Below are 14,917 nucleotides of genomic sequence, written 5' to 3'. Positions count from 1 at the left end.
TCAGATCACCACACGTAGGCGAGGACTTCCCCACCCACGCCCTTCTGCTCTGCCTGGCGGTCCGTGAGAAGACCGGAGGAGGTGGACAGGATCGCGACGCCGAGGCCGCCGAGGACGCGGGGGATCTCGGTCGACTTCGCGTACACGCGAAGACCGGGCTTCGAGACGCGCTTGATGCCGGCGATCGACCGCTCGCGGTTCGGGCCGTACTTGAGCGTCAGGGTGAGGGTCGAGCCGACGCGGGCGTCGCTGACCTCCCACGCGGAGATGTAGCCCTCCTGCTTGAGGATCTCGGCGATGTGGGTCTTGAGCTTCGAGCTCGGCAGCGACACGGAGTCGTGGTGCGCCGAGTTCGCGTTGCGCAGACGGGTCAGCATGTCTGCGACCGGGTCTGTCATTGTCATTTCTTGATTCCTTTGTTCACGAGGTATCGGCTGCCGTTACACGCCAGACGACCTTCCATGACGGTGATGTTCAGTTGTGGGGACGTCTCGTCTCGCTTCGCTCGCTCAACGACCGGGGCCCGGTCGTTGAGCGAGCTTGCGAGACGAAACGCGTTCAGGCCTGCGCGTCGTCCGACTTGAACGGGAAGCCCAGGGCGCGCAGGAGAGCGCGGCCCTCGGCATCCGTCTTCGCCGACGTCACGATGGTGATGTCGAAGCCGCGGACGCGGTCGATCTTGTCCTGGTTGATCTCGTGGAACACGGACTGCTCCTGGAGACCGAAGGTGTAGTTGCCGTGGCCGTCGAACTGCTTGCCCGAGAGGCCGCGGAAGTCGCGGATGCGGGGCAGGGCGAGGTTGACGAGACGGTCGACGAACTCCCAGGCACGGTCGCCGCGGAGAGTGACGTGCGCGCCGATGGCCTGGCCCTCACGCAGCTTGAACTGCGCGATGGACTTGCGGGCCTTGGTCACGACCGGCTTCTGACCGGTGATCTTGGTGAGGTCGTCGACCGCGCCATCGATCACCTTGCTGTCGCGAGCGGCCTCGCCGACACCGGTGTTCACGACGACCTTGACCAGGCCGGGGATCTGCATGACGTTCGGGTAGCCGAACTCCTCCTGCAGAGCCTTCTTGATCTCGGCGTTGTACTTCTGCTTCAGGCGGGGCTGGATCTTGCCAGCCTCCACGGCAGTGGTGGTGCTCATGTTCAGAGGTCCTTGCCTGACTTCTTCGCGTAGCGCACGCGGACGGTGCGCTTCACGCCGTCCTTGGTCTGCTCCTCGACGCGGTGGCCGACACGCGTCGGCTTCTTGCTCGAGGGGTCGACGACCTGGACGTTGGAGATGTGGATGGGGGCTTCCATCGTCTCGATGCCGCCCGTCTTGGTGCCGCGCTGCGACTGACCGACACGGTTGTGCTTCGTGACGTAGTTCACGCCCTCGACGATGACGCGGTTCTGCTCGGCGAGGACCTCGAGGACCTTGCCCTGCTTGCCGCGGTCGCCGCCCTTGTCCTGCTTCTTGCCCGTGATGACCTGAACCAGGTCACCCTTCTTGATCTTGGCCATGGGGTCAGATCACCTCCGGTGCGAGCGAGACGATCTTCATGAACTTCTTGTCGCGAAGCTCACGACCGACCGGTCCGAAGATGCGGGTGCCGCGGGGCTCCCCGTCGTTCTTCAGGATGACGGCGGCGTTCTCGTCGAACTTGATGTACGAACCGTCGGCACGACGGGTCTGCTTGACGGTGCGGACGACGACGGCCTTGACCACGTCGCCCTTCTTGACGTTGCCGCCCGGGATCGCGTCCTTGACGGTGGCCACGATGATGTCACCCAGGCCCGCGTAACGGCGGTTCGAGCCACCGAGAACGCGGATGGTGAGCAGCTCCTTGGCGCCCGTGTTGTCGGCGACCTTGAGGCGGGACTCGTTCTGAATCACTTGGCCTTCTCCAGGATCTCGACCAGACGCCAGCGCTTGGTGGCGCTGAGCGGGCGGGTCTCGTTGATGAGGACGAGGTCGCCGATGCCGGCGGAGTTCGTCTCGTCGTGCGCCTTCACCTTGGAGGTGCGGCGGATGACCTTGCCGTAGAGCGGGTGCTTCACGCGGTCCTCGACCTCGACGACGATGGTCTTGTCCATCTTGTCGCTGACGACGTAGCCGCGGCGGGCCTTGCGGTAACCGCGGGCGTCGGCGTCGCGGACGTCGTGCTCGCCGTGCTCGACCTCAACGGCCTGCTTCTTGTCAGCCATCACTCGGCCTCTTCCTTCGCGGCCTCGGAAGCCTCATCGGACTTCTTGGCCTTCGTCTTCTTCGCCTTCGTCGCGGTCTCCAGCGGCGCAGGCGTGGCACGGATGCCGAGCTCGCGCTCGCGGATCACGGTGTAGAGCCGCGCGATGTCGCGCTTGACCGCACGGATGCGGCCGTGGCTCTCGAGCTGGCCGGTGGCCGACTGGAAGCGCAGGTTGAACAGCTCTTCCTTGGCCTTGCGCAGCTCCTCGACGAGGCGCTGGTCTTCGAACGTGTCGAGCTCGCTCGGGGCGAGCGTCTTGGTGCCGATCGCCATTACGCGTCGCCCTCCTCGCGCTTGATGATGCGTGCCTTGAGCGGCAGCTTGTGGATGGCACGGGTCAGGGCCTCACGAGCGAGTTCCTCGTTGACGCCGGCGACCTCGAAGAGGACGCGACCCGGCTTGACGTTTGCGACCCACCACTCCGGCGAACCCTTACCGGAACCCATGCGGGTCTCGGCCGGCTTCTTGGTGAGCGGACGGTCGGGGTAGATGTTGATCCACACCTTGCCGCCACGCTTGATGTGACGCGTCATGGCGATACGAGCGGACTCGATCTGACGGTTGGTCACGTAAGCGGGCGTCAGGGCCTGGATGCCGAACTCGCCGAACGACACCTTGGTGCCGCCGGTGGCCTGGCCCGAGCGGCCGGGGTGGTGCTGCTTGCGGTACTTGACCTTGCGGGGGATGAGCATTACGCCGACGCTCCTTCTGCCACGGGGGCCTCGTTACGGCGGTCGCCGCCACGCTCGCCGCGGTCGCCACGCGGGCCGCCACGACGGTCGTCACGACGACGGTCCGACTTCGGCGCGTTGGCCTGCTCGCGAGCGAGCTCCTTGTTGGTCAGGTCGCCCTTGTAGATCCAGACCTTCACGCCGATGCGGCCGAAGGTGGTCTTCGCCTCGTAGAAGCCGTAGTCGATGTTCGCCCGCAGCGTGTGCAGCGGCACACGACCCTCGCGGTAGAACTCCGAGCGGCTCATCTCGGCGCCGCCGAGGCGGCCGGAGACCTGGATGCGGACGCCCTTGGCGCCGGCGCGCTGCGCGCCCTGCAGGCCCTTGCGCATCGCGCGGCGGAACGCCACACGAGCGGTGAGCTGCTCGGCGATGCCCTGCGCGACGAGCTGGGCGTCGGCCTCGGGGTTCTTGACCTCGAGGATGTTCAGCTGGATCTGCTTGCCGGTGAGCTTCTCGAGGTCGGCGCGGATGCGCTCGGCCTCGGCGCCGCGGCGACCGATCACGATGCCAGGGCGGGCGGTGTGGATGTCGACGCGAACGCGGTCACGGGTGCGCTCGATCTCGATGTTGCTCACGCCGGCCCGGTCGAGCTGGGTCTGCAGGAGCTTGCGGATGCGGATGTCCTCGGCGACGTAGTCGGCGTAACGCTGGCCGGGCTTCGTCGAGTCCGAGAACCAACGCGACACGTGGTCGGTCGTGATGCCGAGGCGGAACCCGTACGGGTGGACCTTCTGTCCCATTACTTGCTCGCCTTCTTGCTCTTGGCAGCCGGCGCCGTCTCAGCGACCTCGGGGGTCGAGAGCACGACGGTGATGTGGCTGGTGCGCTTCTTGATCTGGAACGCACGACCCTGCGCGCGGGGCTGGAAACGCTTGAGCGTCGTGCCCTCGTCGACGTACGCGTTCTTCACGTACAGGTCCTGCTCGTCCAGGTACTCGCCGTCCTTGTCGGCCTTCACGCGAGCGTTCGCGATCGCCGAGGCGACGAGCTTGTAGATCGGCTCGCTCGCACCCTGCGGTGCGAACTTGAGGATGGCCAGGGCCTCCTCAGCCTGCTTGCCCTTGATGAGCGCAACGACACGACGAGCCTTCTGAGGGGTCACGCGGATGTGTCGCACGCGTGCGATGGACTCCACCATTTCTCTCTCCTCTGCCCCCGCGTCAGCGGCGGCGGCCCTTCTTGTCGTCCTTCACGTGGCCGCGGAAGGTGCGGGTGGGCGCGAACTCGCCCAGCTTGTGGCCGACCATGGTCTCGGTCACGAACACGGGGATGTGCTTGCGACCGTCGTGCACGGCGATGGTGTGACCCAGCATGGCCGGGATGATCATCGAACGGCGCGACCAGGTCTTGATGACGTTCTTGGTGCCGGCTTCGTTCTGGACGACGACCTTGCGAAGCAGGTGCTCGTCGACGAAGGGGCCCTTCTTAAGGCTGCGAGGCATCTTCCTCTACTCCTACTTCCGCTTCTTGCCGGCGTTGCGACGACGGACGATGTATTTGTCGCTTTCCTTGTTCGCGTGGCGGGTGCGGCCCTCAGGCTGACCCCACGGCGAAACCGGGTGACGACCACCGGACGTCTTGCCCTCACCACCACCGTGCGGGTGGTCGACCGGGTTCATGGCGACACCGCGGACGGTCGGGCGGACGCCCTTCCAGCGCTTGCGGCCGGCCTTGCCCCAGTTGATGTTCGACTGCTCGGCGTTGCCGACCTCGCCGACGGTCGCGCGGCAGCGCGCGTCGACGTTGCGGATCTCGCCCGAGGGCAGACGCAGCTGGGCGTACGGGCCGTCCTTCGCCACGAGACGAACCGACGCACCCGCCGAACGCGCCATCTTCGCGCCGCCGCCGGGGCGGAGCTCGATCGCGTGGATCACGGTACCGGTGGGGATGTTCTTCAGCGGCAAGTTGTTGCCCGGCTTGATGTCGGCCGACGGACCCGACTCGACGATGTCGCCCTGCTGCAGCTTGTTCGGCGCGAGGATGTAGCGCTTCTCACCGTCGAAGTAGTGCAGGAGCGCGATGCGCGCGGTGCGGTTGGGGTCGTACTCGATGTGAGCGACCTTGGCGTTGATGCCGTCCTTGTCGTTGCGACGGAAGTCGATGACACGGTACTGACGCTTGTGGCCACCGCCGATGTGGCGGGTGGTGATGCGGCCCTGGTTGTTGCGGCCACCGGTCTTGGCGAGCGGGCGGAGGAGCGACTTCTCGGGCGTCGATCGGGTGATCTCGGCGAAGTCGGCCACCGACGAGCCGCGGCGACCCGGGGTCGTGGGCTTGTACTTGCGAATAGCCATAGTTCTCTAGTCCTCTGTCCCGACCGTCAGCCGACTGCCGTGAAGATGTCGATGGTGCCCGACTTCAGGGTCACGATGGCGCGCTTGGTGTCCTTGCGCTTGCCGGTGCCGAAGCGGGTGCGACGAGCCTTGCCCGTGCGGTTGAGCGTGTTGACCGCTGCGACCTTGACGCCGAAGATCTTCTCGATGGCGAGCTTGATCTCGGTCTTCGAGGCGCGCGGGTCGACGAGGAAGGTGTACTTGCCCTCGTCGATGAGCCCGTAGCTCTTCTCCGAAACGACCGGCTTGAGGATGATGTCGCGCGGGTCCTTGTTCACGGCGGTCATGCCGAGGCCTCCTCGGTGGCGGCGGTCTTCGAGGCGACGAACGCGTCGTAGGCAGCCTTGGTGAAGACGATGTCGTCCGAGACGAGCACGTCGTAGGCGTTGAGCTGGTCGAACGGCAGCACGTGCGCGAACGAGATGTTGCGGACGCTCAGGACGCTGATGTCGTCGGAGCGGTCCACGACCACGAGGACGTTCTTGACGGCGCCGAGACCGGTCAGGACCGCGGCAGCGGCCTTGGTCGACGGAGCACCCTCGATGCCGAATGACTCCACGACGTGGAGACGCTCACCGCGTGCGCGGTCGCTGAGCGCGCCCAGCAGGGCGGCAGCGATCATCTTCTTGGGGGTGCGCTGCGAGTAGTCGCGCGGCTTCGGGCCGTGCACGATGCCACCGCCGGTCATGTGCGGCGCGCGGATCGAGCCCTGGCGGGCGTTACCCGTGCCCTTCTGCTTGAAGGGCTTGCGGCCGGCGCCCGAGACCTCACCGCGACGCTTGGTCGAGTGGGTGCCCTGGCGAGCCGCCGCGAGCTGCGCGACGACGACCTGGTGGATGAGCGGGATGTTCGTCTTGACGTCGAACAGAGCGGCGGGCAGCTCGATCGAGCCGGCCTTCTTGCCGTCTGCCTTCACGACGTCGAGCGCGAGAGTCGAGTCAGCCATGAGATCAGGCACCCTTCACTGCGTTGCGGACGTAGACGATGCGGCCGCGCGCGCCGGGGACGGCGCCCTTGACGAGCAGCAGACCCTTCTCCGCGTCGATGCCGTGCACCGTGAGGTTGAGGACGGTCACGCGCTCGCCACCCATACGGCCGGCCATGCGCATGCCCTTGAACACGCGGCTCGGGGTCGACGAGGCGCCGATCGAACCGGGCTTGCGGTGGTTGCGGTGCGCACCGTGCGATGCCGAGACGCCCTTGAAGTTGTGGCGCTTCATGACACCCGCGGTGCCCTTGCCCTTGCTGGTGCCGACGACGTCGACCAGCTGGCCGGCCTCGAACGTGCCGTCCACCGTGAGCTCCTGACCGAGTGAGTAGTCAGCGGCGTCCGCGGTGCGGATCTCGGTGAGGTGACGGCGCGGGGTCACACCGGCGGCCTCGAAGTGGGCCGTCTGGGGCTTGTTGACCTTGCGGGGGTCGATCTGGCCGTAGGCGATCTGGACGGCCTTGTAGCCATCCTTCTCGGGCGTGCGAACCTGGGTGACCACGTTCGGCGCGATCTCGATGACGGTGACGGGAACGAGCTTGCCGTTCTCGTCCCAGACCTGGGTCATGCCGAGCTTGGTGCCGAGCAGGCCCTTGGAAACCTTGTTGTTGATGTCAGCCATGTCGAACCTCAGAGCTTGATCTCGATGTTCACATCGGCCGGAAGGTCGAGGCGCATGAGCGAGTCGACGGCCTTCGGCGTCGGGTCGACGATGTCGATCAGACGCTTGTGGGTGCGCATCTCGAAGTGCTCGCGGCTGTCCTTGTACTTGTGGGGAGAACGGATCACGGCGATCACGTTCTTCTCGGTCGGAAGGGGCACGGGGCCCACGACGGTCGCGCCCGCACGGGTCACGGTGTCGACGATCTTGCGCGCCGACGAGTCGATGACCTCGTGGTCGTACGACTTCAGGCGAATGCGGATCTTCTGTCCCGCCATTGTCTGCTCACTCTCTTTCTCGCGTCATACCCCTGTGGCATTGGACGCACGTGGCGCGGAGCGCCGTGGCACTTACTCCTCGCGGCCGCTCGGTTCCCGAGCTTGTCGAGGGATGCTGCACCGCTGTTCTGCTGTCAATCCGGATGCCGCGCCGAAGCGCTGCTCCCGGCATCCGTCCTCCTCCGCGCGCGAAGCATGGCTCCGCAGTGGGTGGATTCGAGATGTTTTGGTTCTGCTGCCCGCGGCCTAGGACCCTGCGCGTTGCGCCGCCTATGCACTGCCCTGGCAGTGATCCGACGCACGCCGAAAGGGGCGTCGGAATGTGGAACCTCACTAGTCTACGTGCAGCCCGGGCGTGTCGCAAACTCGGGCCTGTCGCGGCGCGAGTATGCTCGGCGGTTTCCCAGACGGCGGGAAGACGGATGCCGCGACCGCAGCGGAGAGGGCGGCCGCGCTGCGCGCGACCGCCCTCTCGGACCAGCGGGTGCCGGTTACTTCATGTCCGCCTGGCGGCGACGGTAGGCGGCGAAGGCCACCGCCGCGATGCCGGCGACGAGCGCCGCTCCACCGGCGACGACGAACATCGGGCTGATGCCGCCACCCGTGGCGGGCAGCGTCTCGGCGTCGGACGACGCCGGCGTGCCGGTCGGGTCGTCACCGCCGCCCACGGGCGGGTTCGCGCACAGCGCGGTCGCCGCGGGGTACTCGACCTCGGTCTCGTACGTCGGGTTGACGTCGAAGCGCACCGTGATGCCGTTGCGCGTCCAGTCGAAGTTGCCCGTCGTCTTGACGTACTCGCCGTTCACGAGCTCCCAGCCCGGCCACATCTTCGGCTCGGCGTTCGAGGCGCCCGGCCACAGCAGCGCGCCGCTGAGGGGCTGGTCCTCGACGACATAGTTCTCGCCGTCCGGGTTCACGAACGTGATGGTGACCGGGTTCTCGCTGTCGGCCTCGTAGCCCTCGGGCAGCGACACCTCGTAGCCGAGGTATGGCACGTCGCCCACGCAGACCGAGGTGATCTCACCGGGGAGCAGCGGGCAGTCCGCGAGCTCCTCCTCGGTCAGCGGACGCGCGGTGATGGAATGCTTCGTCACGGGGCTACCGAGCTCCCACTTCTCACTGCCGGCGTTCCACACGTAGGGGATGATCGTGGTGGTGGTCGTGACGTTCGCCGTAGTGCTGCTGCAGTCGACCACGGTCTTCGGGACAACCGTCATGAGCGGGTCCGGCTGCTGCGGTTCCTCCGAGTCGCATGCCTCCGTCAACTTCCCCAGGTCCGTCTTGACCACCCAGTGGATCACCGCACCTTCATCGAACTTCGTGCCGTCGAGCGGCGCGGCAGTCCAGGTGGTCGTGCCGTCGCCGTTCTCCTTCGAGGTCCATTTAGCGTTGTCGCTCGGGATGACGGACCCTTCGACCAAGCAGGTCGGCTCGTCGTAGTCGAGTGTCGGCGTCACGACCTCGAGCTGGGGTTCGTCCGGGGTGATTCCCTTGCAGACGATCCAGTGCGAAACCTTCGCCTGGTTCTTGCCCTTGGGCGGCGAGGCGTACGCCTTGTTCGCCTCCGGGTGCTCGATGACGCTGTTCCACTCGTTGCCAGCCTTGATGACGAGGAGCTCCCAGTGGTCAGCGGGCTTCCAGGCAGGGTTGAAGTCCTCGAGCGTCACACTCCATCCGTTACCCGTCACGGCGCCGTGCGCGCCGCCGCCTTCGTAGCACGTCGCTTTGTGGTCGGTGTAGTCCTCCCAGTAGTCCGCCTTGTTGCTGTCGGACGTCCACTCGACGAGCTCGCCCTTCACACCGACGGTGTCGGCGGGCCACACGGCCGACGCCGCCGCAGGTTCCTTGTCATTTTCCTTCGCGGATGCACCGGCCGTCACCACCGGCGCCACGACGAGTGCTGCGGCGACCAGTGCCCCAGCGAAGGCCTTCAAAGTTCTGTTGCGCACTGCAGGCACACCCATTCCTCCCGACGCACAGCGCCGTATCACCGGCGCACAGCGCCGTCCCATCGGCGCGCGGGGGGACGCGCCGTCCTGCTGAAGCGGCGCGGGGGCACCGCCCCTTCCTTCGATGAGCGGGGTGAGCACACCGATGAGGCCGGAAGGAAGGCCTGGATCGCCGACGGGGGGAGTCTGCGATTTTGACCAGCGGCCCCTCGGCGGGCCGGCGGTCGACGGCGAGCCGTCGCTTCGAACGCTAGCGGTCAGCCGGCAGCTGCACCAAACTGACGCGCCGGAAGCGGATCCTGTGCCGGCCGTTCGACGCCGACCCTCGCTGCGGAAGGGCGATCGTGAGCCGATGTCGTCGCAGGAACGACGAAGCGGCCCGGGTCTCCCCGGGCCGCTTCCCCACCGTTGGCTACTGGTTACCGACCGCTCCGTCGATGTTCCCGCGTACGTCGTCGATCTTGTCGTGATGCTGCTCCGGCACGACCTTCTTGGCGACGCCGGATGCGCCGTCCAGCACCTTGTCGCTGATCTCCTCGGCCTGCTCGGACTTCAGGAACTCGCCGATCTTGTCCTTGTGCTGCTCGTAGAGCCCCTTGCCCTGATTGACGAGGTCGTCGAAACCGCTCATGCTCACTCCTTCGGCCGCCCCGCGCGAGGCGTCAGCACCATCCTGGCGGGACGGATGCCGCGGGGAAAGGCCTTCGCCCGCGCCGCCGAGCAGGGCACGGCAGGCCCCCGGAACGCGGAGAAGCCCCCGGGGTCACTCCCGGGGGCTTCTCTCGAGGCAGTTGCGCCGAAGACCTTACTTGAGGATCTTCGTGACCGTGCCGGCGCCGACGGTGCGGCCACCCTCACGGATGGCGTAGCCGAGGCCCTCCTCCATGGCGATCGGCTGGATGAGCTCGACCGTCATGTCGGTGGTGTCGCCGGGCATGACCATCTCGGTGCCCTCGGGCAGCGTGATGACGCCGGTGACGTCGGTGGTGCGGAAGTAGAACTGCGGACGGTAGTTCGTGAAGAACGGGTTGTGACGGCCGCCCTCCTCCTTGGACAGGATGTACGCCGTGCCCTCGAAGTTGGTGTGCGGGGTGACCGAACCGGGCTTCACGACGACCTGGCCGCGCTCGACGTCGTCACGCTTGGTGCCGCGCAGGAGCAGACCACAGTTCTCGCCGGCCCAGGCCTCGTCGAGCTGCTTGTGGAACATCTCGATACCGGTGACGATCGTCTTCTGCGTCGGGCGCAGACCCACGATCTCGACCTCGGAGTTGATGGCCAGCGTGCCACGCTCGGCGCGGCCCGTGACGACGGTGCCACGGCCGGTGATGGTGAAGACGTCCTCGATGGGCATGAGGAACGGCTTGTCCTTGTCACGCACCGGGTCGGGGATCGACTCGTCGACGGCGTCCATGAGCTCGACGATCTTCTCGACCCACTCGGCGTCGCCCTCGAGAGCCTTCAGGCCCGAGACGCGGACGACCGGAGCGTTGTCGCCGTCGAAGTCCTGCGACGACAGCAGCTCGCGGACCTCGAGCTCGACGAGCTCCAGGATCTCCTCGTCGTCGACCATGTCGCTCTTGTTCAGCGCGACGAGCAGGTAGGGAACGCCGACCTGCTTGGCGAGCAGAACGTGCTCACGCGTCTGAGCCATCGGGCCGTCGGTGGCGGCGACCACGAGGATCGCGCCGTCCATCTGGGCGGCACCGGTGATCATGTTCTTGATGTAGTCAGCGTGACCCGGGGCGTCGACGTGAGCGTAGTGACGCTTCGGGGTCTCGTACTCGACGTGCGAGATGTTGATCGTGATACCGCGCTGACGCTCCTCGGGAGCGGAGTCGATCGACGCGAAGTCGCGCTGCACGTTGGTGGCCGACGGGTACTTGTCGGCGAGCACCTTCGAGATCGCTGCGGTGAGCGTGGTCTTGCCGTGGTCGACGTGACCGATCGTTCCGATGTTCACGTGCGGCTTGGTCCGCTCGAACTTGGCCTTAGCCACTGGGTCCTCCTCAGGACGGTCGTGTAGAACTTCCGGGCACTGGTTTGCGACCGGTCGTCTACGGGGATTTCTCTAGCTTAGTAGAGGGGTTCTGTTGAAGCAGTGTGAAGTTGTGGACGGATGCCGGGGGCCCTTCGGCGGGCGAAGGGACGAGCCCCGGCATCCGGGGCGATCACTCGCCCTTGACCTTCTGGATGATCTCGTCGGCCACGTTGCGAGGAACCTCGGCGTAGCTGTCGAACTCCATCGAGTACACGGCACGGCCCGAGGTCTTCGAGCGCAGGTCGCCGATGTAGCCGAACATCTCGGACAGCGGCACCAGCGCGCGCACGACCTTGACGCCCTGGGCGTCCTCCATCGACTGGATCTGGCCACGACGCGAGTTCAGGTCGCCGATGACGTCGCCCATGTACTCCTCGGGAGTACGCACCTCGACGGCCATGAGCGGCTCGAGGATGACGGGGTTCGCCTTGCGGACGGCCTCCTTGAAGCCCATGGAGCCCGCGATCTTGAACGCCATCTCGGACGAGTCGACGTCGTGCGAGGCGCCGTCCATGAGGATCGCCTTCACGCCCACCATGGGGTAGCCGGCGAGCACGCCGACGTTCATGGCGTCCTGGAAGCCCTGGTTGGTCGGCTCGATGTACTCGCGCGGGATGCGGCCACCGGTGACCTTGTTCTCGAACTCGTACGTCTTGTCGGCCGTGACCTCGAGGGGCTCCAGCGCGAACTGGATCTTCGCGAACTGGCCCGAGCCACCGGTCTGCTTCTTGTGGGTGTAGTCGTGACGCTCGACGGTCTTGCGGATCGTCTCGCGGTACGCCACCTGGGGCTTTCCGACGTTGGCCTCGACCTTGAACTCGCGCTTCATGCGGTCCACGAGGATGTCGAGGTGCAGCTCGCCCATGCCCTTGATGACCGTCTGGCCGGTCTCGGCGTTCTGCTCGACGCGGAACGTCGGGTCCTCTTCGGCGAGCTTCTGGATCGCCAGACCCAGCTTCTCCTGGTCGGCCTTGGTCTTCGGCTCGATGGCGACCTCGATGACCGGCTCCGGGAACGTCATCGACTCGAGGACGACCTGGTTCTGGCTGTCGGCGAGGGTGTCACCGGTGGTGGTGTCCTTCAGGCCGATGACCGCGTAGATGTGACCTGCGGTGACCGAGTCGACCGGCATCTCCTTGTTGGCGTGCATCTGGAAGATCTTCCCGATGCGCTCCTTCTTGCCCTTGGTCGCGTTGACGACCTGGGCGCCCGAGTCGAGGTGACCCGAGTAGACGCGGATGTAGGTCAGGCGACCGAAGAACGGGTGCGTCACGATCTTGAACGCGAGCGCCGCGAACGGCTCGTCGCGGTCGGCGTGACGCTCGATGATGATCTCCTCGTCCTTCGGGTCCTTCGCCTCGATGGCGGGGACGTCGAGGGGCGACGGGAGGTAGTCCACGACTGCGTCGAGCATGGGCTGCACGCCGCGGTTCTTGAACGCCGACCCGCAGAGGACCGGGTAGAGCTCCGAGGCGATGGTGAGCTTGCGGATCGCCGCCTTGATCTCGGCGACCGTGAGCTCCTCGCCGCCGAAGTGCTTCTCGAGAAGCTCCTCGTCGGACTCGGCGACCGTCTCGAGAAGGATCTCGCGGTACTCCGCGGCCTTGTCGGCGAGGTCGGCCGGGATCTCCTGGATCTCGTACTTGGCGCCCATGGTCACGTCGCCCTTGGCGTCGCCGGGCCACACCAGCGCGCGCATCTCGACGAGGTCGACGACGCCGATGAAGTCGCTCTCCGAGCCGATGGGGAGCTGCAGCACGAGCGGCTTCGCCTTCAGGCGGTTGACGATGGTGTCGACCGTGAAGTAGAAGTCGGCGCCCAGCTTGTCCATCTTGTTGACGAAGCAGATGCGGGGCACGTCGTACTTGTCGGCCTGACGCCAGACGGTCTCGGACTGGGGCTCGACGCCCTCCTTGCCGTCGAAGACGGCGACCGCGCCGTCGAGGACGCGCAGCGAACGCTCGACCTCGACCGTGAAGTCGACGTGGCCGGGCGTGTCGATGATGTTGATCTGGTTCTTGTTCCAGAAGCACGTGACGGCGGCCGACGTGATCGTGATGCCGCGCTCCTGCTCCTGCTCCATCCAGTCGGTGGTGGCAGCGCCGTCGTGCGTCTCGCCGATCTTGTGGTTGACGCCCGTGTAGAACAGGATGCGCTCGGTCGTCGTCGTCTTGCCGGCATCGATGTGCGCCATGATGCCGATGTTGCGGACCTTGTTGAGGTCGGTGAGCACTTCTTGTGCCACGGGGGTGTCCTTAGCTGTTGAAGGTGGTACTGGGGCGTTTCGTCTCGCTTCGCTCGCTCAACGACCGGAGCCCGGCCGTTGAGCGAGCGAGGTGCGAGCGAAACGCGCTGAGGCTGGTTACCAGCGGTAGTGCGCGAAGGCGCGGTTCGACTCGGCCATCTTGTGGGTGTCCTCGCGGCGCTTGACCGCGGCACCGAGGCCGTTCGAGGCATCCAGGATCTCGTTCTGGAGGCGCTCGGTCATGGTCTTCTCACGACGACCCTTGGCGTAGCTCACGAGCCAGCGGAGGGCGAGCGTGTTGGCGCGGTGAGGCTTGACCTCGACCGGCACCTGGTAGGTCGAGCCGCCGACGCGGCGCGACTTGACCTCGAGGGTCGGGCGCACGTTGTCGAGGGCCTTCTTGAGGGTGGCGACGGCGTCCTGGCCGTTCTTCGCCTCGACGCCGCGGAGGGCGCCGTAGACGATCGACTCGGCCAGCGACTTCTTGCCGTCGACGAGGATCTTGTTGACGAGCTGGGTGACGACGGGGGCGCCGTACACCGGGTCGTTGACGACGGGGCGCTTCGGGGCGGGTCCCTTACGAGGCATCTGTCTCAGCCCTTCTTCGCGCCGTAGCGGCTGCGAGCCTGCTTACGGTTCTTGACTGCCTGGGTGTCGAGCGCACCGCGGATGATCTTGTAGCGGACACCGGGGAGGTCCTTCACACGGCCGCCGCGGACCAGCACGAGCGAGTGCTCCTGCAGGTTGTGGCCCTCGCCGGGGATGTAGGCGGTGACCTCGGTGCCGTTGCGGAGCTTGACACGGGCGACCTTGCGCATCGCCGAGTTCGGCTTCTTCGGGGTGGTCGTGTACACGCGGGTGCAGACACCCGCCTGCTGCGGGTTCGCCTTGAGCGCGGGCGCCTTGGTCTTCGCGACCTTGGGCGAGCGGCCCTTGCGAACCAACTGCTGAATGGTTGGCACGTTCTCTCCTTGTTGTGCTGCACGGTGACAGCGTTCGTGGGTCTCCCCCGCCGGATCCGGATCTTGCGATTCGTGACGCTGCGGGCTCACGTGGATCCACCGCCGCGGCATGATGGTGCCGGGCTTTTTCGTGGTGGATATGCCGTGGGGGTGGCCTGTTCGCAGGCCGTTCCCTGAGATGCGGCGCCCGCCCGGCCGCCGACACGCCGAGGCACGTCTGACGGCGCGCGTGAGCGCACACCCGATCTATGATACGTGGGTTTCGGGGGTGCGGCAAACGCGCGCGACCGGGCGGGGTCAGCCGGTGGTCAGGAGGGCCACGAGCACGGCCACCGCGACCACGAGGGCGACGGATGCCGCGGCCACGACCGCGATGACCCGCCGGCGACGGCGACGGCGACGGGTGGCGTCGGTCGCCGCGGTGTCGACGAGCGGCTGCGGCTCCTGCCGGGCCGGCGTGCTGCGCACGAGCGGGATGGTCGGCACGGCA

The 14,917-nt window shown here is 66.6% G+C and carries 22 protein-coding genes; all 22 read right to left on the bottom strand.

Going from position 1 to position 14,917, the window contains the following annotated elements:
* Window positions 1-5 precede the first annotated feature (5 nt).
* Window positions 6-404 (bottom strand): 30S ribosomal protein S8, encoded by a 399-nt coding sequence (gene rpsH / locus IM767_RS11880; RefSeq protein WP_045301501.1) that lies wholly within the window; start codon window positions 402-404, stop codon window positions 6-8.
* A gap of 154 nt (window positions 405-558) precedes the next feature.
* Window positions 559-1,149, bottom strand: a complete 591-nt coding sequence (rplE, locus tag IM767_RS11875; protein WP_109210482.1) for a 50S ribosomal protein L5 — start codon at window positions 1,147-1,149, stop codon at window positions 559-561.
* A 2-nt stretch (window positions 1,150-1,151) separates the two neighbouring features.
* Window positions 1,152-1,511 (bottom strand): 50S ribosomal protein L24, encoded by a 360-nt coding sequence (rplX, locus tag IM767_RS11870; RefSeq protein WP_109210483.1) that lies wholly within the window; start codon window positions 1,509-1,511, stop codon window positions 1,152-1,154.
* Between the two features lie 4 nt (window positions 1,512-1,515).
* On the bottom strand, window positions 1,516-1,884 hold the full coding sequence (gene rplN / locus IM767_RS11865; RefSeq protein ID WP_045301495.1) for a 50S ribosomal protein L14: 369 nt from the start codon (window positions 1,882-1,884) through the stop codon (window positions 1,516-1,518).
* Window positions 1,881-2,195 carry a 30S ribosomal protein S17 gene (gene rpsQ, locus IM767_RS11860; RefSeq protein ID WP_109210484.1) on the bottom strand — a complete coding sequence of 105 codons (315 nt, stop codon included), beginning with the start codon at window positions 2,193-2,195 and terminating at the stop codon, window positions 1,881-1,883. The genes rplN and rpsQ overlap by 4 nt, the downstream gene beginning before the upstream one ends.
* Entirely contained in the window at window positions 2,195-2,509 is a 315-nt protein-coding gene (gene rpmC, locus IM767_RS11855) for a 50S ribosomal protein L29 (RefSeq protein WP_109210485.1), read from the bottom strand. Before rpmC ends, rpsQ begins: the two co-directional genes overlap by 1 nt.
* A complete protein-coding gene (rplP, locus tag IM767_RS11850; protein ID WP_018171451.1) occupies window positions 2,509-2,928 on the bottom strand; it encodes a 50S ribosomal protein L16 in 420 nt (139 codons plus the stop codon). Before rplP ends, rpmC begins: the two co-directional genes overlap by 1 nt.
* On the bottom strand, window positions 2,928-3,710 hold the full coding sequence (gene rpsC, locus IM767_RS11845; RefSeq protein ID WP_045301490.1) for a 30S ribosomal protein S3: 783 nt from the start codon (window positions 3,708-3,710) through the stop codon (window positions 2,928-2,930). Before rpsC ends, rplP begins: the two co-directional genes overlap by 1 nt.
* Entirely contained in the window at window positions 3,710-4,108 is a 399-nt protein-coding gene (rplV, locus tag IM767_RS11840) for a 50S ribosomal protein L22 (protein WP_109210486.1), read from the bottom strand. Before rplV ends, rpsC begins: the two co-directional genes overlap by 1 nt.
* Window positions 4,109-4,130: 22 nt before the next feature.
* Window positions 4,131-4,412 (bottom strand): 30S ribosomal protein S19, encoded by a 282-nt coding sequence (gene rpsS / locus IM767_RS11835; protein ID WP_018171448.1) that lies wholly within the window; start codon window positions 4,410-4,412, stop codon window positions 4,131-4,133.
* Window positions 4,413-4,424: 12 nt separating this feature from the next.
* Entirely contained in the window at window positions 4,425-5,264 is an 840-nt protein-coding gene (gene rplB / locus IM767_RS11830) for a 50S ribosomal protein L2 (RefSeq protein WP_109210487.1), read from the bottom strand.
* A gap of 26 nt (window positions 5,265-5,290) precedes the next feature.
* Window positions 5,291-5,590 (bottom strand): 50S ribosomal protein L23, encoded by a 300-nt coding sequence (gene rplW / locus IM767_RS11825; protein WP_045301485.1) that lies wholly within the window; start codon window positions 5,588-5,590, stop codon window positions 5,291-5,293.
* A complete protein-coding gene (rplD, locus tag IM767_RS11820) occupies window positions 5,587-6,249 on the bottom strand; it encodes a 50S ribosomal protein L4 (RefSeq protein WP_109210578.1) in 663 nt (220 codons plus the stop codon). Before rplD ends, rplW begins: the two co-directional genes overlap by 4 nt.
* Window positions 6,250-6,253: 4 nt before the next feature.
* Entirely contained in the window at window positions 6,254-6,913 is a 660-nt protein-coding gene (gene rplC / locus IM767_RS11815; RefSeq protein WP_109210488.1) for a 50S ribosomal protein L3, read from the bottom strand.
* An 8-nt stretch (window positions 6,914-6,921) separates the two neighbouring features.
* Window positions 6,922-7,230 carry a 30S ribosomal protein S10 gene (gene rpsJ, locus IM767_RS11810; protein WP_106816553.1) on the bottom strand — a complete coding sequence of 103 codons (309 nt, stop codon included), beginning with the start codon at window positions 7,228-7,230 and terminating at the stop codon, window positions 6,922-6,924.
* Window positions 7,231-7,721: 491 nt separating this feature from the next.
* Window positions 7,722-9,188, bottom strand: a complete 1,467-nt coding sequence (locus IM767_RS11805) for an LPXTG cell wall anchor domain-containing protein (protein WP_162564287.1) — start codon at window positions 9,186-9,188, stop codon at window positions 7,722-7,724.
* A 403-nt stretch (window positions 9,189-9,591) separates the two neighbouring features.
* A complete protein-coding gene (locus tag IM767_RS11800) occupies window positions 9,592-9,810 on the bottom strand; it encodes an Rv0909 family putative TA system antitoxin (protein ID WP_109210490.1) in 219 nt (72 codons plus the stop codon).
* Between the two features lie 174 nt (window positions 9,811-9,984).
* Entirely contained in the window at window positions 9,985-11,178 is a 1,194-nt protein-coding gene (tuf, locus tag IM767_RS11795) for an elongation factor Tu (protein ID WP_109210491.1), read from the bottom strand.
* Window positions 11,179-11,350: 172 nt separating this feature from the next.
* The gene (gene fusA, locus IM767_RS11790; protein WP_109210492.1) at window positions 11,351-13,465 is read right to left on the bottom strand and encodes an elongation factor G; all 2,115 of its coding nucleotides are present in this window, start codon (window positions 13,463-13,465) and stop codon (window positions 11,351-11,353) included.
* Window positions 13,466-13,582: 117 nt separating this feature from the next.
* A complete protein-coding gene (gene rpsG, locus IM767_RS11785) occupies window positions 13,583-14,053 on the bottom strand; it encodes a 30S ribosomal protein S7 (RefSeq protein WP_106816549.1) in 471 nt (156 codons plus the stop codon).
* A gap of 5 nt (window positions 14,054-14,058) precedes the next feature.
* Window positions 14,059-14,427 (bottom strand): 30S ribosomal protein S12, encoded by a 369-nt coding sequence (rpsL, locus tag IM767_RS11780; RefSeq protein ID WP_106816548.1) that lies wholly within the window; start codon window positions 14,425-14,427, stop codon window positions 14,059-14,061.
* Window positions 14,428-14,724: 297 nt separating this feature from the next.
* On the bottom strand, window positions 14,725-14,917 hold a 193-nt coding region (locus tag IM767_RS11775; RefSeq protein WP_194398875.1), incomplete at its 5' end, for a hypothetical protein.

It is taken from the genome of Microbacterium ureisolvens (assembly GCF_015278315.1).
Taxonomy (GTDB): domain Bacteria; phylum Actinomycetota; class Actinomycetes; order Actinomycetales; family Microbacteriaceae; genus Microbacterium; species Microbacterium ureisolvens.
This window is presented reverse-complemented; position numbering and strand designations above follow the sequence as displayed.